Annotated in this window: 15 protein-coding genes; 5 read left to right on the top strand and 10 right to left on the bottom strand. The window is 42.8% G+C overall.

Annotated features, from left to right (window positions below):
• Positions 1-3: 3 nt before the first annotated feature.
• A complete protein-coding gene (locus tag ACHUGF_RS05520) occupies positions 4-2,037 on the top strand; it encodes a methyl-accepting chemotaxis protein (protein WP_394129777.1) in 2,034 nt (677 codons plus the stop codon).
• A 9-nt stretch (positions 2,038-2,046) separates the two neighbouring features.
• Here the strand turns inward: ACHUGF_RS05520 and ACHUGF_RS05515 are convergent, their stop codons facing one another.
• On the bottom strand, positions 2,047-2,478 hold the full coding sequence (locus ACHUGF_RS05515; RefSeq protein WP_394129776.1) for an ATP-dependent zinc protease family protein: 432 nt from the start codon (positions 2,476-2,478) through the stop codon (positions 2,047-2,049).
• A 162-nt stretch (positions 2,479-2,640) separates the two neighbouring features.
• Here ACHUGF_RS05515 and ACHUGF_RS05510 point away from each other — a divergent pair, with 162 nt between their 5' ends.
• The 3 genes from ACHUGF_RS05510 to ACHUGF_RS05500 all read left to right on the top strand — a co-directional run bounded on the left by ACHUGF_RS05510 (position 2,641) and on the right by ACHUGF_RS05500 (position 5,667).
• The gene (locus ACHUGF_RS05510; RefSeq protein ID WP_394129775.1) at positions 2,641-3,312 is read left to right on the top strand and encodes a DUF2461 domain-containing protein; all 672 of its coding nucleotides are present in this window, start codon (positions 2,641-2,643) and stop codon (positions 3,310-3,312) included.
• Positions 3,313-3,723: 411 nt separating this feature from the next.
• Complete coding sequence (locus ACHUGF_RS05505) at positions 3,724-4,053, top strand: hypothetical protein (protein WP_394129774.1); 330 nt, start codon at positions 3,724-3,726, stop codon at positions 4,051-4,053.
• A 204-nt stretch (positions 4,054-4,257) separates the two neighbouring features.
• Positions 4,258-5,667 (top strand): RsmB/NOP family class I SAM-dependent RNA methyltransferase, encoded by a 1,410-nt coding sequence (locus ACHUGF_RS05500; RefSeq protein ID WP_394129773.1) that lies wholly within the window; start codon positions 4,258-4,260, stop codon positions 5,665-5,667.
• Positions 5,668-5,782: 115 nt separating this feature from the next.
• On the opposite strand, the gene nagP is transcribed toward ACHUGF_RS05500, so the two are convergent.
• The 6 genes from nagP to ACHUGF_RS05470 form a co-directional block, all read right to left on the bottom strand.
• The gene (nagP, locus tag ACHUGF_RS05495) at positions 5,783-7,081 is read right to left on the bottom strand and encodes an N-acetylglucosamine MFS transporter NagP (RefSeq protein ID WP_394129867.1); all 1,299 of its coding nucleotides are present in this window, start codon (positions 7,079-7,081) and stop codon (positions 5,783-5,785) included.
• Between the two features lie 183 nt (positions 7,082-7,264).
• Complete coding sequence (gene nagX / locus ACHUGF_RS05490) at positions 7,265-8,425, bottom strand: transmembrane glucosamine N-acetyltransferase NagX (RefSeq protein ID WP_394129772.1); 1,161 nt, start codon at positions 8,423-8,425, stop codon at positions 7,265-7,267.
• Positions 8,426-8,428: 3 nt separating this feature from the next.
• Positions 8,429-9,583 (bottom strand): N-acetylglucosamine-6-phosphate deacetylase, encoded by a 1,155-nt coding sequence (gene nagA / locus ACHUGF_RS05485; protein ID WP_394129771.1) that lies wholly within the window; start codon positions 9,581-9,583, stop codon positions 8,429-8,431.
• Positions 9,584-9,619: 36 nt separating this feature from the next.
• On the bottom strand, positions 9,620-10,621 hold the full coding sequence (nagB-II, locus tag ACHUGF_RS05480; RefSeq protein ID WP_394129770.1) for a glucosamine-6-phosphate deaminase NagB-II: 1,002 nt from the start codon (positions 10,619-10,621) through the stop codon (positions 9,620-9,622).
• 135 nt (positions 10,622-10,756) lie between these two features.
• Entirely contained in the window at positions 10,757-11,650 is an 894-nt protein-coding gene (gene nagK / locus ACHUGF_RS05475) for an N-acetylglucosamine kinase (RefSeq protein WP_394129769.1), read from the bottom strand.
• Positions 11,651-11,954: 304 nt separating this feature from the next.
• Complete coding sequence (locus ACHUGF_RS05470) at positions 11,955-14,660, bottom strand: family 20 glycosylhydrolase (RefSeq protein WP_394129768.1); 2,706 nt, start codon at positions 14,658-14,660, stop codon at positions 11,955-11,957.
• Between the two features lie 660 nt (positions 14,661-15,320).
• Between ACHUGF_RS05470 and ACHUGF_RS05465 the strand changes: the two genes are divergently transcribed.
• Complete coding sequence (locus tag ACHUGF_RS05465; protein ID WP_394129767.1) at positions 15,321-16,241, top strand: sulfite exporter TauE/SafE family protein; 921 nt, start codon at positions 15,321-15,323, stop codon at positions 16,239-16,241.
• Positions 16,242-16,347: 106 nt separating this feature from the next.
• Here ACHUGF_RS05465 and ACHUGF_RS05460 read toward each other — a convergent pair whose 3' ends face one another.
• The 3 genes from ACHUGF_RS05460 to ACHUGF_RS05450 all read right to left on the bottom strand — a co-directional run bounded on the left by ACHUGF_RS05460 (position 16,348) and on the right by ACHUGF_RS05450 (position 21,443).
• The gene (locus ACHUGF_RS05460; protein WP_394129766.1) at positions 16,348-17,046 is read right to left on the bottom strand and encodes a SapC family protein; all 699 of its coding nucleotides are present in this window, start codon (positions 17,044-17,046) and stop codon (positions 16,348-16,350) included.
• 167 nt (positions 17,047-17,213) lie between these two features.
• Positions 17,214-18,743 carry a tryptophan halogenase family protein gene (locus tag ACHUGF_RS05455; protein WP_394129765.1) on the bottom strand — a complete coding sequence of 510 codons (1,530 nt, stop codon included), beginning with the start codon at positions 18,741-18,743 and terminating at the stop codon, positions 17,214-17,216.
• 108 nt (positions 18,744-18,851) lie between these two features.
• Positions 18,852-21,443: a TonB-dependent receptor gene (locus ACHUGF_RS05450; protein WP_394129764.1), complete on the bottom strand. Its 2,592-nt coding sequence runs from the start codon at positions 21,441-21,443 to the stop codon at positions 18,852-18,854.
• Positions 21,444-21,606 lie beyond the last annotated feature (163 nt).

The following is a 21,606-nucleotide window of genomic DNA, read 5'->3' as shown; positions in this document are numbered from 1 at the left end:
GCTATGTTTACTTTTACTATCAAACAGAAAATAGCATTAGGCTTTGCTGCTATCGCCCTACTTCTCATTGCTGGTAGTAGTTTTTTCTACCGTTCTTTAAGTCAGATCCAAGCCGCGAACCACAACATAGAATCCATCGCAGTACCCGTACAAAGTCAGTCCAATGAGCTGCAAAATACCTTACTAAGAATGGCGAAAGTGACCAGCCTCGCTTTTTCTCAAACAGACCAAAACGACATTGCTGAAAGCTATCAGCAGTTTCAATCACGTCTAGCGGATTACCAACTAAACCAGTCAAGTCTTTCAGAAAAAGTCGCACAGCAGCCTAATATGCAACAAAGCCTCAATCAAGCCACGCAGTCTTTCGAGGCTTTTCAACTAGAATCAAACAATGTATTCAACGCCAAACTTGCTGTTGTGGAGGCTAAGCAACAATTTGCCGCTTTAGCACAGCAGTTTATCCAAGTTAACAACATGACCAGTGACAATATGATTGATTTGGAGCTAGTTGAAGTGAGCGCTGACGACATGTCGTTACTAGAAGAAATTATTGGTACCGGTATTCGAATCGATGACATGCTGTATACCTTGGGTAATACAATCAATGAATTAGGCCGAATTGATAATCAACAAACCCTGTTAAACCACCAACAAGACGTTGCTATTTTGCTGGGTAACCTGTCCACTTACGCTCAATACCTTAAACAGCAATCTGCACCACTTGATTTATCACAAATCCTGTCTGATTTTGATACCAACTTAGCGCAGATCCTCACCATGGTCGAACAGCCAGGAACACTCTACCAAGCTCAATTAAAAGTCATTGAGCATCTATCAGCGGCTCAACAAAGTTACCAAACAAGCAACCAAGCATTTGTCGCCTGTAATAACCAGCTCGACAATTTAGTAGAACTTGCTAACAGCCGCTTTAATCAATTACAACTGGCTGGAAGCGATCTGGTGAGCACCGCGCAAACTCTAGTAATGGCAATGGCGGTCGTTTTTTCTATTATGGCTATTCTGATTTATTACTTTACCTCTAAAGCTATGCTTGGACCGTTAACTGCGGTGAATAAATCGTTAGATCGTATTGCCAGTGGTGATTTAAGTCGACGAATTAATAAGCGCAATGATGATGAATTTGGTGCCTTGATGGATAACATCAACAAACTATCAGACGACTTAACTCACTTGCTGCGTCAAATAGATAAAGATGCACATATGCTGGATGACTCTGCAATTAACTCACAGCAACAAGGTCAAAAACTCGCAGAAAAAGCTGAGCATCAAATTGAACAAATCAGCCAGGCAAAACACCTTGCAGAGCAAATTCATAACAGTTCAACTCAAGTGAACCATCAAACCGCAGATGCAGAACAACAAATCCAACTGGCTTCGACTCAAGGCGCGCAGGTCAAATCCATTGCCGACACCAACCGTCTTCGCATTGAACAGCTATCAAGCGGCTTACAAGACTCAGTGACTATCATGGCTAAGCTGAGTCGTCACAGTGAGGATATTGGTGGTATTTTAGTCACCATTAGCGCAATTGCAGAGCAAACAAATTTGCTCGCACTAAATGCTGCCATTGAGGCCGCTAGAGCTGGCGAGCATGGACGCGGGTTTGCGGTCGTTGCTGATGAGGTTCGTTCACTAGCGTCACGCACTCAATCGTCTACTGCTGAAATCCAAACGATGATCACTGCGCTGCAACATGAAACAGGTCAAGCCGTAAACGCAATTTCAAATGGCCAGAGTCAAGCCACAGAATGTGTGAACCAGAGCCAATCTCTACACGATGCTATTGAACAGATTGAGTCGGCGCTACAAACCATCAATGCAATGAGCCAAGATATTACCAGTGCAAGTCATCAACAATTACAATATAGCCAAGACATTGAACACACGATGACGCAAACAGCGCAGGCCGCGGAGCAAAATGCCATTGAGTCACAATCTATGGCGCAGCGCAGCCAGGAACTCAATGAGCTGGCCCATTCGCTGACAAACTCAGTTGAGCGATTTAAGCTTGAATAAGCTTACGAGTTATTTGCCTAGCAAAAACGAAGCAGAAGAGTCGACTAAATAACGGCCATCTAGTGCACGCCTACCTAGCAGCATACGAAATTGCATGTTATCTCGAGCAGTTAACGTCAGTTCAATATCAAACTGCTGCTGACCTATAACCACTGGGGTTTTTATCACATAGCGTTGAGTAACGTGTCCACCTGAGTCTTTCACGTTTCTGCGATCAAATACCGCGAAGTTGCATACCACTTCTCGGTGGGAATCTTGCTGGGGATGTAGCCACACTTTTATCCATGGCTTGCCTTCTTGCGTAAAAGGCTCAATTTTGAACGCATGCAAACAAGAGGTTTTTGCCCCCGTGTCGACTTTCATCTTAATGCGCTCATAATTAATTTCTGGAAAGATCGCCCACTCTTGCCAGCCGACAACTTTTAGCGTTGACTTAGTCATTGACGCTCCTTCTATTCGCGAATCAATTTAGTCAGCAATAGCACATGTAAGCATGCTGTTGAGTCATAATTATACAATCAGAAAAAGGGGAATTTCACCTAACATTGATGAAATAGTAATACAAACTGTGGCACACTTCCCAATCGACAAACAAGGGGAAGCATGTTTTCCAAGCAAACATTTGAGTTCTTGCACACATTAAGTGATAACAATGAGCGCGAGTGGTTTAAAGCTAACCAAGCCCAATACGAATCACAAGTGAGAACACCAGCATTAGCATTCATTGAAGCAATGAAACCGCATATTCTTGAGATGTCACCTCGCTTAACCGCTGTGCCTAAAAAAGTAGGTGGCAGCATGATGCGCCCACAGCGAGATAGCCGCTTTAGTAAAGACAAATCCCCTTATAAGCTCAATGTTGGTATTCAATTTCGCCATTTCCAAGGCAAAGATGTGCATGCGCCAGGGTTATATGTACATATTGCCAATGATGGTTGCTTTCTCGGAGCTGGCATTTGGCACCCAGAATCAAAAGCCCTCAACGCTATCCGTCATTGTATTGATGAAAACCCTAATGGTTACAAAAAAGCATTATCGCAACTGACAGCAGCAGGTTTTGAGCTCTCAGGTAGCAGCTTGATCAGACCGCCAAGGGGATTTGATAAACAACACCCTTTAATTGGTGAGCTTAAACGCAAAGATTTTATCGCCATTAAGCCACTGACACCTGAACAAGTTTATGCTGATGACTTTATCGACACATGCGTAAAGGAGTATGGACAAGTGCAACAACTGATGGCCTATTTATGTTTTGCGTTAGATTTAGATTATTAGGCAATGCTGAAACAGTAGCTAGGGTCTGTTGATCTTTCAAGATTATTTTTGCAGCAACTTGTTGGAGATTTATACAAGGCAACGACTTTGATGTGTGGTTATTCCACATGATAAGTCGTTAACGCAGTAGAAATGACAACAAGTGCTGCCTGTAAGGTTCGTTTAAAAGCACTTTACTCTTTGTTGTGAGCGAGTTTGTTTAGATGACTAGACGTCATCGCTCACGCCGCGATTAAAGTGCTTTTAATTCGAACAAAATCTAATCAGCAAAGATCAACAGACCCTAGTGTACCGAATCAATCGTAAGATTAACGAAGATTAACATGACATTTTATGTCATATCGATGCATTATGACGACATTGAATAATCAACAACTGTTTTTGATTAATCTTCGTTATTAAGGATACTCAATGAACTTGAATCATTTGTTTAAGGCATTTCATCCCAAAAAGCTTTTCAACAATATGCCTGCAGTACTCGCTGTGCTAACGTTTATTGCCATTATGATGGTATCAATTGCACTGCTACCATTCTTATTGCTGTTTGTCGCGATTAGCTTTATTACTTTCAGTTTATTTGGCCGAAAGTGGGCATTAGCAAAAATGAAAGCAGCGCAGTCGGCAGATGCATTCGAACACCACCCGAATGTTGAACGTGAGCAAGGCTTTAGACGGGCGACGCAATTTGGTCAACCAACCAAGCCTCATCAAGGTCGAACCTTTGAACATCAAGCTGACTAATCATTTCTCACTCCCCTAATGAAGTGATTATGAAATAACCGAATTCATTACTGCTTTTTCCAAGTACCATCGTAAATGCTGCACACGGTTAAAACTGTTTGCAGCATTTTCGTTTTCTAGGCCTAGCAGTTTTTATGCCGTTATCTGCGCAACATGATAAACTTAGCCTCATACACATCTTCCAAGCTCGCCAAAGATTTATAAATGACTCAAACACACGTTAGCCAAAACTTAACTGCCCCCAGTTTTGTTGATATCACGGTCAGCAATGGCCAACAAAAAAGAGCCTTGAGTTACGCCACCACAGTGACGCAACTGTTTACTCAAATTATGAATAAAAAAATGCCAGCAGATCGCTGCCTAGCTGAGTATTTTCGTGAACATAAAAAGCATGGTTCCAAAGATCGCAAAGTGATCCGTGAGAGTTTGTTTAGCCTATTTCGTTGGTGGGGTTGGTTGAAGCAATTAGGTGATATGAGTCAGGCACAAGACGCTTTACTCATCTTAAGTTACGCCTCTGCACTCGAGCAACACCCTTGGCTGCCTGTCAGTCAAGCTTGGTTAACCTTAAGCGGTAAACTCGACCAGCTAGATGCCTTTTATCCACAACTCGAGCAACAGAACACGAACCCTATTATTCAGACAACTGACACGAGCCGTCTAGTGATTGAGCTGCAAGCAACATTTACTCAAACTAGTCGACAAGAAGTCGTCATTGAACAATTGGTACCCGCTTGGTTTTGGGAGGTGTGCCCAGTAGAACAGCAGCAAGACAGAATTGAGCTTATTCAAGCCTTGAGCACACGCCCCCCCATTTGGGCACGCGCACAACGTCAAAATCGCGATGATGTTATCAAACAGCTTGATCAAGAAGGGCTTCAGGCGCAGCCCAGTGAATATTTTAGTGATGCGCTGAATTTAGGTACTAAGAGTATCAACTTCAATGCAAGTCAATGTTACCAACAAGGCCTGATTGAAATTCAAGATTTGGGCTCTCAAGTCATTGGCCAAATTTGTCAGCCTCAAGCCGATGAACATTGGTGGGATACCTGCTCTGGCGCAGGCGGAAAAACATTACAACTTCGCTCGTTAATGCAGCAGCAATCCTCTCAATCTCAAGGGCGTATTACCGCCTCAGATATACGCCGTAAACCACTGGAAGAGCTACATAAAAGAGCCAAAAGAGCCAAGTTTAATCACATTAACACTGCACCATGGCAATCTGATGTACTTCCCGTTTCAGAAGAAGGTTTTGATGGCGTGCTAGTCGATGCGCCTTGTAGTTGTATTGGTACTTGGCGTCGCAACCCTGATATGCGTTGGTTAGATGACAGAAGCTGCGTAGACGATAAAGCCTCACTACAGTTAGATATTTTAACTCGCAGTGCCAAAGCGGTTAAGTTGGGCGGTAAATTGGTGTACGCAACTTGCTCATTATCACCAATTGAAAACCAACAAGTTGTCGATTCGTTTTTACAAAATAACGAAACTTATAGCTTACAGACAGTTGCACACCCTTTTACACAAACGGATGCAGACATGCTCACGGTATGGCCACAACAGGCTAACTGCGATGGGATGTTTGTCGCTGTGATGAAAAGAAATTTACCCTAAGCGGTTTTAACAACCCACAATCACTTTTTGTTGATTCAAGCAAACCCATTAAAAAGCCAAGCATTTGCTTGGCTTTTATCTGTTATTTGAAAGTAGGTGATCGGCTAATTGCTTATCACTTTGACCAAGATTTCATTTTGTGGCCTTTCACGGCATAAAATAAGATGAACAAGTAACAAGGCAACATGACTATATAGCCACCTTGCATACCTAATGATTCACCAGAGCTTGCAAGCCCCCAGAATAATGGCCCAAATGCACCACCCGCAATCCCCATAATTAATAACGCAGATCCGGTACTGGTTAACTGTCCAAGGCCTGATAACGCTAATGGCCATACAGCAGGCCACACAATGGCATTTGCTAATCCTAAGAAAGCAATCAGCAATAAGGTATCTGGTAGATTCGCGCCACCAAATGGCACTAACAGTACACTGGCAATGGCATAAGAGTCATTACTGCCAAATACTATCGCCAGCGTCAAAATAACACCGAGAATCGCGCTGATCATTAACGCCTTAGGTTGAGAAATGAAACGTGGAATACAAATAATGCCAAGAATATAGCCAAGTACCATACAAAGCATGGTGTATGAGGTCATAACACCATAATTTTCCACCCCAAGTGATAACGCAAAAGTACCAATAGTGTCACCCGCAATCACTTCCACCGCGACATAAACAAATAGCGCAACAACACCTAATGCAAGGCTTGGATGTGCTAAAGCTGCTTTTGTTTGCCCTTGTGTACTTTCTTGCTCTTGTTCTTGCTCAAGTTCTGGCAAAGGTGATTTCTTCACAGCAAATGCCAAGATACCAATAAATAATGCCATGCCCAGGTAAGGTAAAATGAGGCCATTAGCCATCTCGTCAATTTGTGTTTGGCTTAATTCCGTGCCAACACGATCTTTGAAGCTATCTAAGATCAGCGCAGTAAACACCAAAGGCGCAATAACACCAGCACCTTTATTCAAAATACCCATCACACTGACACGTGCCGCGGCAGACTCTTCAGGCCCTAAACGCACCACGTAAGGGTTAACTGCCGTTTGCAGCAAGGTTTGCCCAGTTCCCATCACTAATTGCGCTAACAAAAACAAAGCAAATACTTGAGTTTGAGCTGCAGGAATAAACAACAAGCCAGCCACCATCATGATTGCCATGCCTAGTGCCATGCCATTTTTATATCCTACTCGCCTAATCACCCACGCAGATGGCAATGCTGTGAAGGTCACCGCGATATAAAATGAGAATAAAATCAATGATGCTTGAAAAGGGGTAAGTTGCAGGATCTGCTTAAGGTACGGCATTAAAGAGCCGTTAAGCCAAGTCGCAAAACCAAGGATGAAAAATAGCACGGCGACAATGGCCATGGGTACAAAGCTATTTCGTTTCTGTTGAGTCGTTGCTGTCATTTCCATATTTCTGCTCTTTATTAATTATCTTTATTATTGGCAGCCATCATTAACCTACAACTTGATGGTTAACCTTTATCCAAGCAGAATACTACAGATATTCCACTAAAGATAACGCTGTCATTTTGCTTAGCATCACTGCTTATTTGGCAACTTCAGAATCACTCTCGCTATCAAAAGCCACTAAATTCGAATAAAAATCTTACGTTTATATAGCCAATACAAGGCAAGCCACTGCACGACAAGTAATGTACACACAGTAAGTAATGGCTGAACAACCTCAGGGACTGCATTAATCACGCCGCCAAACAGGCTTTGGGCCAAATACTGCCAGTTGATTAAACTCGTCGCGAGATAAATGATGATGGCATTTGTGCCAATAACAACAAAACCAAATGCCCACTTTCGCCATTTAAGAATATCAATCATGCTGTAAAATACCGCCAATATCAGCATGCTCCAGCCAAGTGTTACAAGGACAAATGTACTGGTCCACAGGCTTTTATTGATTGGTATAACACCTGACAAGCCATAGCCCAACGCAATGGCAATAACACCAGAAAGAGCCAACATGGCAGCTTTAAACCACTCGCCTTTGGGCTGCTGCGATACAATAAAGCGGCCAACAAAACTGCCAACAATTGCATTCACTGCAGCAGGAATATGTGACAACACACCTTCCGGGTCTAAAGGCAGATTTTGATAGCTGATACCCGGTCTAAGTAGACTGTCTATGTATGTATTAATGCTACCTTCCAGAGTCAATTGCCCAGCCTCGCCATTAGGCACTGGTACCAACATTAACAGCACACTGTAACCCACTAATAAGCCAACAACGGTGATCACCTGAGTACGTAGAGAGGTGTGCCACACCAACATTGCTGCAATAAACCAAGCAAATGCAATACGGGCAAGTACACTTGAATAGCGTATTTGGCTGAGCTCAGCAGGTATTCCACCACCCCAGCCATGGTTATAAATCACACCCAGTATTAGCAGCAGTAATAAGCGTTTAATCGCATGCACGTAGACTGGTTTTCGTTGTGACCAAGGTTGTTGATCTAAGCGCTTTACAGACAATCCCAATGCCACACCAGATAAGAAAATAAACAGAGGGAAAATCAAATCGTAGAATGTCATTCCATGCCAAGCACTATGATGCATTTGCGCATCAAACCATTGCCATCCTGCCCAGCCGGTTAACACAAACAAGGCTGCAAATAATCCTTCAGCGCCCAAGATCCAAAACATATCAAACCCACGCAACGCATCGAGAGATTGCAAACGCGGCTTTGGCTGTGGCCGTTTTGCCCGCAGATGGTTAGATTGAGATTCAGTCGTCACAGGCTAATCCACCAGCTGTTGGTTAAACACTACTTGACCCTCAATCCAGGTTTGGCAAACCTGACGTTGGTTATCTAATACCACCCAACTGGCCTGCAGGCCGACTTTTAAGCGTCCGTAGTTTGTTAAGTTCATAAACTGAGCTGGATATAAGGATGCCATACGTAACGCTTCAGCTTCAGATACGCCGAGCATATCGACACTATTATTAACTGCACCAATCATGTCTAACACACAGCCAGCAAGTTCACCGCTCGGTGCGTTTAGCCGATCCCCTTGGCGAATGACCTGAGTACCAAACAGCTCAAAACTGGCGTCCTCTGACATTCCTACTGGCGGCATTGCATCAGTCACCAACATCATTTTGCCTTGCGGCTTTGACTTCAACGCAACTTTCGCGGCAACAGGGTGAACATGATGGCCATCAACAATCAGGCCACACCAGCAATCGTCATTAACTAACGCAGCGCCGACTACCCCTGGCTCGCGAGAGGTCAGTGGTGACATGGCATTATACAAATGGGTAAAACCTGTTGCGCCAGCATCAATGGCTTGCTGCACCGTTTGATAATCAGCATTGGAGTGACCTAAACACACAATTACCCCCAGTTCGACCAAGGCTTTGATAACTTTAGGGGCGACATTTTCTGGGGCTAATGTGACCAACTTAATACCGAGATCGTCTCGGGCATAAATGGCTAACTCTTCTGGTGAGATCTCGCGAACGAACTGAGCCGGATGTACACCCTTTTTCGCCACACTTAAATGCGGTCCTTCAAAATGAATACCCAACACACCTGCTTGATTATTGGCGAGCGCATGAGCAACAGCATCCGCAGCCTGTTGCATCACCTCAATCTCATCGGTGATCACTGTAGGCAAAAAAGCGGTTGTGCCAAACTGCGCGTGTGCTTGACCGATAGTATGAATACTATTGAAATTAGGCTGCGCATTAAATAAGGCACCACCGCCACCGTTAACCTGAACGTCAATTAAACCCGGCGCTAATAACCCTTTCAAGTGCAAAGCTTTAGGGTAATCAGACTGCTGCACATTGGGTATAAACTGTGTGATCTCGCCATCAGCAACTGAGATTGCAACATTGGTGTGGTACTGCTCACCATCAAATACAGTGTCGGCAAAAAAACCTTGTTCCATTACGGTGCCCTTTTCATATCAAAACGAGGAAGAGTGCTATAGTGTTTGGGTCACTTTTTTCAACCCTTTAGGTTGATCTGGGTCGATACCACGCGCGATAGCAACAGCTGCGACATCGATATAGAAACGTTGTAACACAGCCAAAGGTGCAACTCGAGGATGGATTGCTTTATCGGCCTGATGTAAATGCACTAAATCCGCCCCACGCTGTCTCACATTGTCAACTTGCTCTAAGTGGCTCTGTAATGATTCATCCGCGACGGTAACATCAACAATTGACAATTTTTGCTCAACCAAAGTCACTGGGCCATGAAGAAACTCAGCACTACTAAATGATTCTGCATGAATAGAGCATACCTCTTTCATTTTTAAGGCGATTTCTTTAGTAATGGCGTAACCTAAACCTCGACCCAGTACGACTAGATTTTCAACCTGACTCAATGAATCCGCAGTCAATTGTGGCTCAGCCTCTACGGCCGTTTGCAATGCAGAAGGAATGCTCGCAAGCGCTTGTTCTAAATCAGCAGATTGTTTCCATTTAGCCGCTATTTGTAATAGTGCTGATAGGGTTGCAAGGTAACTCTTAGTCGCTGCAACAGCTTTTTCTTCACCTGCTCGAAGTGGCACAACCACATCGACGATATCTTTAATCGGCGCAGTTTCATCATTAACGAGTGCCACACAAAATGCACCGGCATTTTTTGCCATGCGTGCTTGCGCAAGAATATCTGGGCTTCGACCAGATTGAGAGATAACGATAACTAAACCGCCTTCAAGCGCTAACTGTTTGCCATACACACTGGCAACAGAAGGCGCTGCGGCAAATGTCGGTATACCCAACTCGATTTCAAATAGGTATTTAGCAAATACACCCGCATGATCGGATGAACCACGGCCAACAATCATAATAAATTTGGGAGCAAAGTCGCGAAGCACCTCACCAAGTGAATGGGTAATAGACGCATTTTCAACCAGTTGCTGCGCAATTTTTGTAGGAGCAGTGCGCGCTTCTTGTTCCATGATAGTTTGGGTGTTCATAGTTAAACCTTTTCCAATATTTTATTGAATGCCACTTTTTCAGTGCCACCTTACTCGCTAATAGAGTCGTATATGTTTATGACTGTTAATACTCAATGCTTTGAAAGATACTGCAGTTAGAGTCCCCTGCTACACTCAGTGTTGATGTTGCTGCTTAGCAAAGTAAACTGCACCAATTTCAGGTTGTTCTAATGCCGGCTCAATGAGTGCAACCACATCATCATCAAGCCAAGCTTGCAATGGCTCAGCAAGGCCACCAATCATTGAAAACCGGCCACCTTGTAATGCAATTAACTTTCGCGCCATCTCACTAATATAGGAAGCACCTTCAACAACAATTTGCTGCGCTACCGCATCTTGTGCTTTAGCACACTCCAGAACGGTTCGGGCTAACTTGGCATATTCACTTGAAGATTGACCTGCTAGTTTCTCAACAATGCCTATGGCATCTTGTACATTAAGCTGGGTTAGCAATGCTTGGGTTAATTTAGTTTTATCACCAAATCCATCAAGGTCTAACAGCGCGTATTCAGCAGCTTTTTGACCTAACCACGCACCACTGCCTTTATCGCCAAGACCAAAGCCATGACCACCTATGGACAGCGTTTTATTTCCCGCTTTAGCAAAACCACAAGATCCGGTACCGGTAATGATGACCGCACCATCTTTGCCTTGATGCGCCCCAATACAGGCAGTATGTAAATCGGTCGTCAGGTACATTGCTTGGAAAGGGTGTCGCCATTGGTTAATGGCTTGATATAGCTGAGGCATTATCACCCCTGCGAGTCCGATGCCTGCAATCATGTGCTTGAGGTTTTCAGGTGCTAACTGCGCTTCTTGTAAGGCTAATTCAACAGAGTGCTTAATTGAATTAATGCTGTGCTCTATACCGTGTAAAGGGTTAGCACGACCAGAGACCCCCGAACCAAGTACGCCTTTGTCAAAACAGTAAATGGTTGCACGACATTTGCTACCGCCACCATCGATGCCGATGTAAAGCTGTGACAGCTTGCTTTGATTGATTGTCATGGTTTCCCTCTTTTGATTGCTCGTTTCGTCTTTTTGAGTGTCTCTTTATTGGACCTGACGAAATACGTTAAGAGTATGTTACACCCAAAATGACAACGCTGTCATTTGTTTTTTGAATTATTTTGATTAAGAGTTTTATCACTCTGTTTTCATTAAAGATATTACTTAATTATTTAGGTATCTAATCCAATACTTTTAATAGCATTAGGGGGTAAGTAAGAACCGCTGTTAAATCCACAGTGGATTGGACTCCACTGTGGATCAACTTAAACATCATGAAAACATCAAAGGCTTTAACTCAACATTAGTGTGACACAGTTAAGCTTCTTCCACGGCGCTGACCATTTGGTGATACCGCGCGAACCTCAACACTTCCCTTCACAGCAATGGGCTGTTGATATACCAGCCAATCACCTTCTAGCTGGCGATACTCAACAGTTAAACCGGGAAAGGCAATATTGGTATGTAACTGCCCTGCTTGCACCTTCGCACCAACAGTTGGTAAACGGTAATTAATAGCAAATTTATCTAACTTGGCTAAGGTTTTATGGCCAATATGATTGGCTATGCTTTGCCATTGACTCGCCTGCTGCTGTCGCATTTTATCAGTGAAGTTTGTTGTATTCTGGTCATAAACAGCACCTGCATATTGATAAGGCACTTCCCACTCTGGTTGATGCCAACCACGCTCCGCCACCATCAAAATTCTAGGGAAAATCATATACTCTAATTGCTGAGGACTGCGAATAGTCTCACTCCATAACTGGCCTTGAATACCTGCCACGCTGCGTTGTTTCTCAAGCGGGCCAGAAACTCGCTGTCCTTGTTCATTAGTTTGCACGCGATCATCAGCCACAAATGGATTATTTTCGATGTTACGCCATTGCTCAGCGTTTGCAGGTAGATTGCCTGTCATGAAGCTAAACAGTTTTTGAGTATTTAACGCGCGTGCAGCCCAGTAGTAGCCATGTTCTTTAGGGTCGGCTTCATATGGGAAGTCAAAATACAAGGCTTCAGGGTTACTCAATACCGTCAACCAGCCATTGTTAGCCTGCTGATGAATACGTTTATACCCATCATGTGCCAGCACATCCCAAGCATTTGACTGTGAGTTACCAGGCATGTTCTCAACACGAGTATGACTCATACCATCACTCCACCCCGCTGGTTGAATGCCTTTGTCAGCTAACATATTGGCTACCCGTTCAATAAAGTAAGGGCCTAATTCAGCTAACGAATTAATCTGATCTGATTGGGCAACAAACTGCTGACAAGCTGGCGATTCTAGCCAAGCACCAGCCGTTTCATCTGCACCGATATGATAGGTTTGTAAAGGAATACCCGCTTGTTGATGCAGCTTAGCTATTTCATCAATCACTTTATCGACAAAAGCATAGGTCGACTCTAGGCACACGTTTAAGGTGTTGTCATCATAGTACTGTACTGATGAGTACACCGTTTTATCTTGTGGATCATCAAGAACATAACGATTTGCGTTTTCCACTTCACCAATAGCCATTAAGCGATTATAGCGCGCTTGCATGGCGACCATTGCCGCTCTTGAGTGTCCAGGCATATCCATTGAAGGGATCACTGTAATCTGCCTATCGTCGGCATAATGCAGAATATCGATATAATCTTGCTTAGTGTAATAGCCATTTACACTGGCATCGGCAAAAGGGCCACTGCCTAACTGTGGCAACAAGCAGTGCTGCTCACTAAGATCATGGCATCGTTTACTACCAATGTCTGTCAGCTCTGGCAAGCCATCTATCTCTAATCGCCAACCTTCATCGTCAGCCATGTGTAAATGCAATTTATTGAGCTTAAAACTGGCCATTTGATCAATCAGTTTAAAAATCGAGGCTTTACTATGAAAGTTACGGCCTACATCAATATGCATGCCGCGAAAGTCATATCGCGGTTTATCTTCAACTGTCATGGCTGCAATAGCGAGAGAGTCAGTGCCTAACACAGATTGAATTGAAGCTAATGCATATGAGAAACCACTGGGGTCATTAGCCTGGATCATGATACGTTGACTTGACACATCTAGCTTGTATTGGCCATTAATCATATCGGCTTCATTTAAAGCTGCTAATACTAGTGGAATACCTTCGGCACTTTGACTAACACCTAGCACAGTAAGCCTTTCAAGGGCCGCTTGAATTTGCTTTGCAGAAGTGTTCACTGCTGAAAAATCAACCTTGCTTGTATCTAAGCCTAAACTAAGATCGGCTTTAGCTTGATTTGCATGTGTTACCTGCTTAAGTGGTGTAGGCAAAATAGAATTGTCCAAATGCGATTTCTGCATTGAAAGCTGCGCGTTTTGTTCAAACAATACCCCTGCTGTTGCCCAAGGTAAGTTATCCGTAGCAGTTCGCTGATATTGTTTTGATGCTGAAGTAAATGCCTCAACATAAGGACGTTGCTCTAATTGTGTCAGTGGATCGGTTACCAGCCTAGTGCTGCTGATCACTGCTGGGGTTAATTCAGTATTGTCTGTGGCCACAATATAATAATTCGGCATAGGGTCAGTTTCAGACAACTGCCATAACTCACCTCTGAAACGCAAAGTAACGGTTTTGCCCGCTTCAAAACCAGAAAATGAATCCGTTGGGGTAATTCGATGCAAATCACCTTTAATTCGTTCAATGTCAAAATCATCTGTTAACACATCTAAAACCGGACGCATTTGGCTGAAATAAATTTGCCAGTGCTTATTTGTAAGCTCTACTAAATCAGTGAGTGGGTCAGCAGGCGTCAAATCAATTTCAGCAATAAAACAACGTTCGTCCGCTTTTGCGTCGCTGGCACAAGCCTCAGAGGGAACATTAGTGACAATGCGGTAAGTCACACTAAGCGTATCAGCAAACTGATTTAATGAAGATTGCGACCATTGAGCAACTGTTTCAACTGCCGAGTTGGAGGATTGCTTATCGATAGATTGACTACAAGATGCGCTACCTAGCGCAATGACAAGTGCTGTTATGGCGAATGAGACTCTCATATTTCCCTCTTAAGTCTTAACGGGTTATCCCTAAAACTCGCCATGATTAATAGCAAGTTTACTGTCTTGATGCTGATGGACAGCTTTATTATTGTGTATGCTCAAGCCTTAGTTTCTTACAAACTGCTCCCCAAGCTGAACTCGCTGTTCATTGTCTTTTGTACCTGTTATCAAAACCAAGCAGCTTCAATATTAATGACTCTCTACAGCATCATAGAGACATAAGTGCATAAATACGCGAACCATGCATAAAAAAATAGCTGGGACATAAAAAATGTACCCAGCTTATACTCGTTTCTGGGGAGAGACTAAAAGTATAAAAAAGCATATCAAGCCGACGGAAGCTCAATATGCGTCACCTTGATGAATGACCTTTATTCACCAAGTAGAAACAGGTTACCACAAATCAATGACAACGCTGTCATTGATTAATTTACCCAATTTGCTGTTTAAAATCTACACTTTTCTGACAATTATTTTGCAAGCTGGCCACATATTCGGTTTTACCTTGTCTTTACCCAAGGTATATTGCAATCAAGCTGGTGATTAAAAAGAGGTTTGCAATATTTTGATACGGGTAAATATCCTATAGTCATTACCACTTGTTTAATTTTCAACAGATAAACATTCAAATAAAAACAATAATAATACGGAGGCAAGTTGGTAAATTCCGCTAAGTCATTCCTGTCGAAAAGGCCATTTTTCAGCGTGTTGTTGGCTATCATCCCGATTGTTTGGTGTATTTGGGCACTACAATTTGAACAACTCAATGAGCTACTTATCAGCCACAGCGGCTTTGTATTTTTAGGTGTGCTTGGTGCTATCTTTGCCAATTCGACTGGCGCAGGTGGCGGTGTCATATTTATACCTGTGTTTTCTGCACTGGGTATGTCGCCAGAACAAATGGTTTCAACCTCTTTTGCCATACAATGCTTTGGCATGACTGTGGGGGCGATTACCTGGATATGGCACTATTTAGCTCACCACCAGCATGATGCAACATGGCAAGCATTTTATCGTTTCGTGATAGTTGGTGCTTTATGCTCTATTGCGGGTTTATGGAGTAGTAACGTTGCCCAGATTGCAGCGCCTGTATCACTGCATACCAGTTTCAGCTGGTTTTCTATTGTGCTTGGGATCATTATTATTTGGCATGGGATGCGCCCTGGCTCTTCTACTCTTAATAGCAATCTCGGAAACAACCTCAGCCAAACATATCACCGTCTTGATATATTTATGATAATGCTCATCAGTTTTATTGGTGGCATTATCACTTCATGGCTTTCAGTGGGCGTGGGAGAGATTATCGTCATTTATCTAATGCTTAGAGGATATTGCACAAAACTGGCAATTGCGACAGGTGTAGTGGTGAGTGCTATAACAGTATGGTCTATGAGTCCATTGAGTTTTGCCCTTTCAGGTGAGACTCAATTTGATGTGCTGTTGTTTGCAGGCCCTGGAGCAATGATTGGTGGCTTGTATGCTAAACGTATTGCGCTGTGGTTTTCTATCACTCGATTAAAACTATTTTTTGCTTTTTGGATTATCTTAACGGGTGCTGTGATGTTGGTACTTAATTAGTCGCAAAGACAGTTTAGGGATAACTTCGGGCATAAAAAACGCCAGTACTTCACTGGCGTTTTATTTAGCGATAACTAACTCATCACCACACGAATATGTATCGTGATTAAGCTTGACCTTCAGTACGGGCTAAACGATTAATTTGATTCATAGAAGCTAAGTGACCGAAGATTGGGCCTAATAAGCCACGCTCTCTTAACGCTAAGAACTCTTCATTTGGCATTTCATTTAGTTTCTTCTCATCAATGATGTATAAACCATTGATATTACGTTTTTCACCATTAACTTCAACGGTAATGGTTTGACTGATCAGTAGCTCTTTTTCAGCTAAGAATGCTAGAATATTACGCGTTGCTTGATCTTGCTCGAAGTGCTCTATTAGCGCTTTTTTACGTGCTTCAAGAAACGGTGTTTCTTTTTCACCTTCAAATAACGCCTGGCCTTCTTCTTTAGTTAGCTCTTTAGCTTCTTCACGAATACCAATCCAAACTTTGTCTTTTACATCTGGATTTAGTACTAAACCTAATGGGTAGTCACGGATAACGGCCGGGACATATAGGCCTTGCCACTTGCCATCTTTAACACTTAAGTTTTGACCTGGCTTTAGGCCAAGCATCACAACAGATTGAAACTCGCCAGAGTCCGAGTTCTTTACAAATACGACTGGGTATTCAGTACCTGCACGGGCAATTTCATGCAAAGAAATAGGCATAATGTGTTGCTCTGCAACATGAGCAAAATCAGTTGCTCCCACTTTCAAATCGCCATGTTTAGCATGATCTAGTAATGTGATTGGGTTTGACATCTTAACTCCTAGTTATCGCATCCTTGCAAGCATAGTTATGCTATGAGTATGGATGCTTTCTTTTAATCCAATTAAACTTACCTGAAACTACCAAGTTAACTGCGAATTTCAAGCTAATTTAGCTATATCTTCGAATGACGCCATTATTCGTATAAAAAAAACGCAAATTATACTTTTTGTAACCCAAATTGATTAATTTTTTGCAATAGTTGGCGATGCTCTGGCAATTGCAGTGAAAGCTGTAGCGCCACCTGACTGACTCTATCAAACGCATTTTGTGACGCTTGGAGGTGACGTTTTTGCATCTGATTCTGAAATTGCATGCCGTACAACACATATTGATAATTATCTAAATTGAACACTTCAAAACGCGAGAAAAAATCATCGGTTATCGGTGGCTGATGTTGCCACATTTCAAGCCTCTGCCTGAGTGGTTCAGGTATCGTTTCTGGCAAGCGATTATCAATCCAAAATGGGCTGTCATTTCTATCGGATAAGCAATAATGCATTTTGGCAAACTCAACCACCCGCTCCCATGCGTAAGTCATGGTTTTATTAAACCTGTCGCGTAGCATTGGGATTTGATTTCCATGCTTTGGAAAGCGTGATGCAAGATAATGGCTAGCAAAGTCAGTGAGTAAAATAGATGTGGCTTCAATGGGTTCTAAAAAGCCTTGTGCTAGCCCTAATGCCACACAATTGTGATACCAAAACTGTTTACGATAGCCGACTTTCATAGGAATTTGCCGTGTGCTGATATCGGCATTATCACCTAAGTATTGCGCCATCTTATCTTCAGCAGTTGATTTAGGCATATAATTATCTGAATACACTAATCCCACGCCGCGGCGATGGGTTAGCGCTATATCCCATATCCAACCAGCCTTATGGGCAGTCGCCTTGGTATAAGGTGGTATTTCACTATCAGGCTCAGTGGGCACTTGAGCAACAATAGCTTGATTAACCAATAGTTGTGATGATTTATCAACAAACTCTGCCCGCAGCACTTTATCGTGTAGAACTGACTCAAAACCACTGCAGTCTATGTAAAAATCAAATGCCTGCTCACCGCTTTTATCTAACACTAATGACTTTATTGCGCCATTGGTGTGTAAATGAGCATCAATAACATTCTCAAGCTGATGGCGAACAGCAAACTTTGACTTAGCATTGTCAGCTAAAAGGCGAGCGAATTTGGCCGCGTTGAGATGATAGGCATAAGCCAGAACGGACTCATATTCAGGGGTTGTAATGGTTTTCGGGGCTTTGTTTTGTTCAACAGCGCTAAATTGGGGCGATACACACTGAGCAAATGGATTAACAGCTCGTTGTTGACTGTGATTAGCATCCAGCCATTGACTGGCCAATTGCTCTCCAAATCGTTGTGGGTTTTCAAAAAGATGATGATAGAAATTACCACTGCCGTGCTGATGTTTGTCTAACCAATTGATAAATTTTATCGACTGCTTAAAAGTAACATCACACTCTCTTATAAATTGAGTTTCACTAATGCCAAACTTTTTCAGGGTTTGTCTAATGGCGGGAACAGTACCTTCGCCAACACCGATTGCTGGAATATCTGGTGACTCAATCACAGTCACTGTTATTTCAGTCTCTTGTAATTGTAAGCCTAAGTGATTAGCAGCTAACCAGCCTGCTGTTCCTCCACCAACAATGGCCACTTTAGTTATCGTCATATGGCTACCTTTATTATTATCATTTTAAACCGCTCAATTGATATCCACTTAAAACACAAAAGCCCAGCTGATGCTAGGCTTTTGAATTTTTAACAAGATTCAACTGTTTTAGAATCGTAAGTTAACACCTAACTGGTAACGCGCTTCACCTTCAAAACTCCAAGCTGGGTAGCCATCTTTCAATTCTGGTTTAACCTCAGCACTTGATGGTGCAATGCCTTTTTGAATACTATCTTCTTCAAGTAGGTTAACCACTTCAAATGTCACACCAATCCAGTCAGTGATGTTGTAGCTAGCACTTAAATCAAGTGTGCCATATGCTTCATGTTCACGGTTACCGTAGAAGAAAGGCAATTCGCGGATCATATACTCACTTCGCCAGTTATAAGCTACACGAGCAGTGAAATCTTCCATCTCATAGAAACCAACTAGGTTAACGGTGTGCTTCGAAGAATCAGAGAATACGCTTACTGCATCAGGGTAATTCTCTGCAGGGGCATCTGAGTCAGCAAAGGTATAGTTAGCTGAGTAACCAAAACCATTATCGAATGCATCTTGCAACTGCAGCTCAATACCTTTAATCACGCCACCAGTACCATTGGTACGACTGGAAACAGTCCAATCATCAGCACCTGAATCTGGGTCTATAATGCCAATTTCTTGATTAAGGATCTGGTCAGTAGTGACGAATGAGCTAATGTCTTTAATGAAATAAGTTGCACTCGCTAAACCATCTGGGCTGAAGTACCACTCAACACCAACATCTGCTTGTGTTGCTTTATATGGTAATAGACCAACATTACCAGTATTAAGGACTTCGTTACCTGCAGTGCCATCTGCATAACCCACTAGCGCAGATGATGCAAACATGTCTGCATAGTTAGGGCGTGAAATAACTTGTGAGGCAGAGGTACGAATAATCACATCATCAGCCACATCAAAAATCACGTTCAAGCTTGGTAATACATCATCATAGCTGGCTTTATTGGTACTGATATTGTCGGCATATGAGCCATCTGATTGTAATGCATAATAGTCAGACTCAGCATCTGTAGAGATATAGCGTAAACCAAAGTTACCGCGGATACCTTCCGATTCAAAATTTGCCATTAAATATAGTGCTAAGTTCTTTTCATTAATGGTGCCGTAACCAGACTTGTAGACTGCACCATCTGTAGAAAAGCTATCAATTGCAGCATGGGCATCACCCAACATCGCATCTAGATTTGGCTTAGGTAGAGTATAACCAGCCCCCGATGAAACCTGACCAGAGTAATAAGCTGATGCATCTTTGCCTTCTACACCATCAACCAAATTTGCTGGTAGTGTTAACTGAGTAACATCGTGATCGGCATAACGCGCACCGGTTTTAAATGAGGTAATTGCCCCTAGCTCTACTGGAATCGTTACATCAAATTGTGCGTAAGTTTCTTCATCTGAGTTAGGTTGTTTTTTCAAAGACCAACCCGCTGGCGATAGTGGGCCACCAAAGTCATCTGCGGTGAAGTTCTTATTAGCAACGTCAATTTTAATCACGTCACCAGTCGCATCATAAGTACCTGCGTAGTCAGCAGCTGTACCTAACCAGAAACCATAGTTGGAAGTTAAGTCAGTACCACCTTCAGATTTAGTATTACCGACACGACCTTCTAGGGTGAAGTTATCTGCTTCATATTCAAAGTCGAAGTCAACCGTATTTGAATCCATGCTAGCTTGACGAGCCCAAGTTTGAGCCCAACCTGGGTTTTGACCTTGGCCATCACGACGATAGAAAGTACAAGTACCAGATGCGTTACGTTGCTCACAAGCCGCATCTTTATCATCAGGGAACATGACAAATAATGAGGTGTTGGCATTGTTCGCTTTCATATCAAGCGACATTAAATTTAAACCAAAGCTTAAATTATCGGTTGGACGATATTGGAAAGCAGCATTTAATGCAGTGCGTTCACGTTCTTGCTCAAATGTTGAAGGAACAATGTCACCCCAACCTACTAATGATTCAATACCATTACGCTGGTAATTCGTTTCAGAAGCGGCCGCAGAGACTAAGAAACCAAAGCTCTCATCTTCATTTGCCCAGCTATACAAACCTGAAAATTCCGGATCGGTTTCTTCTGAAATGGTGCCGTAATCACCCTTGGCGCTAAGAAATACAGTATTTGCCTCAAGTTCCAAAGGTTTACGAGTTTCAACAATGACTGTTCCGCCTACACCGCCTTCAGGTAGATCCGCTGTAGATGATTTGTGCACAATAATCGCACCAACCATTTCAGGCGGCAGTAAACTGTAGTTAAAACTACGGTCAATCTCTTGTTGATCATACCAACCGGTTGATGCAACTGAATGACCGTTGAGTAACGTGCGAGTTAAGCGGCTAGAAGCACCACGAATTGAAACTTGTGAACCTTGGCCAAATTGACGGTTAACAGATACACCTGGAATACGCCCTAGTGACTCACCCACGTCACCATCTGGAAATTTACCAATATCTTCAGCAGTGACAGCATCAACTACCGAATTGGCAAAACGCTTTTCATTTACAGAAGCTTTTAACGAAGCGCGCATACCACGCACCTCAATCTTCTCAATATTGTCTTCTTGAACTTCTTCTGCCACTGCACTCATGCTCATCGCACTGCCCAGTAAGATGGCAATATTTGTCGCTAGTAGGTTTCTTTTAAAGGTAGATGGTCGCATCTTCGTTTCCCTTCCATAACTTTATTATCGTTTTGAGTCCATAACCATTCCCCTAAGGAATGACAACGCTGTCATGTCTAGAGCAAACATTACACAATAATTAACAAGATCGCCACAACAAAATAACTAAATATGACATTTATTAAGCAATCAGACTATAGCT

The sequence above is a fragment of the Shewanella maritima genome, assembly GCF_043643735.1.
Lineage (GTDB): Bacteria > Pseudomonadota > Gammaproteobacteria > Enterobacterales > Shewanellaceae > Shewanella > Shewanella maritima_A.
This window is presented reverse-complemented; position numbering and strand designations above follow the sequence as displayed.

What these genes read in the sequence shown, in the direction of transcription:
- ACHUGF_RS05520 (WP_394129777.1), top strand. Translation starts at nt 4, where the DNA reads ATGTTTACTTTTACTATCAAACAGAAAATAGCATTAGGCTTTGCTGCT.
- ACHUGF_RS05515 (WP_394129776.1), bottom strand. Translation starts at nt 2,478, where the DNA reads ATGACTAAGTCAACGCTAAAAGTTGTCGGCTGGCAAGAGTGGGCGATC.
- ACHUGF_RS05510 (WP_394129775.1), top strand. Translation starts at nt 2,641, where the DNA reads ATGTTTTCCAAGCAAACATTTGAGTTCTTGCACACATTAAGTGATAAC.
- ACHUGF_RS05505 (WP_394129774.1), top strand. Translation starts at nt 3,724, where the DNA reads ATGAACTTGAATCATTTGTTTAAGGCATTTCATCCCAAAAAGCTTTTC.
- ACHUGF_RS05500 (WP_394129773.1), top strand. Translation starts at nt 4,258, where the DNA reads ATGACTCAAACACACGTTAGCCAAAACTTAACTGCCCCCAGTTTTGTT.
- nagP (WP_394129867.1), bottom strand. Translation starts at nt 7,081, where the DNA reads ATGACAGCAACGACTCAACAGAAACGAAATAGCTTTGTACCCATGGCC.
- nagA (WP_394129771.1), bottom strand. Translation starts at nt 9,583, where the DNA reads ATGGAACAAGGTTTTTTTGCCGACACTGTATTTGATGGTGAGCAGTAC.
- nagB-II (WP_394129770.1), bottom strand. Translation starts at nt 10,621, where the DNA reads ATGAACACCCAAACTATCATGGAACAAGAAGCGCGCACTGCTCCTACA.
- nagK (WP_394129769.1), bottom strand. Translation starts at nt 11,650, where the DNA reads ATGACAATCAATCAAAGCAAGCTGTCACAGCTTTACATCGGCATCGAT.
- ACHUGF_RS05470 (WP_394129768.1), bottom strand. Translation starts at nt 14,660, where the DNA reads ATGAGAGTCTCATTCGCCATAACAGCACTTGTCATTGCGCTAGGTAGC.
- ACHUGF_RS05460 (WP_394129766.1), bottom strand. Translation starts at nt 17,046, where the DNA reads ATGTCAAACCCAATCACATTACTAGATCATGCTAAACATGGCGATTTG.
- ACHUGF_RS05455 (WP_394129765.1), bottom strand. Translation starts at nt 18,743, where the DNA reads ATGACGATAACTAAAGTGGCCATTGTTGGTGGAGGAACAGCAGGCTGG.
- ACHUGF_RS05450 (WP_394129764.1), bottom strand. Translation starts at nt 21,443, where the DNA reads ATGCGACCATCTACCTTTAAAAGAAACCTACTAGCGACAAATATTGCC.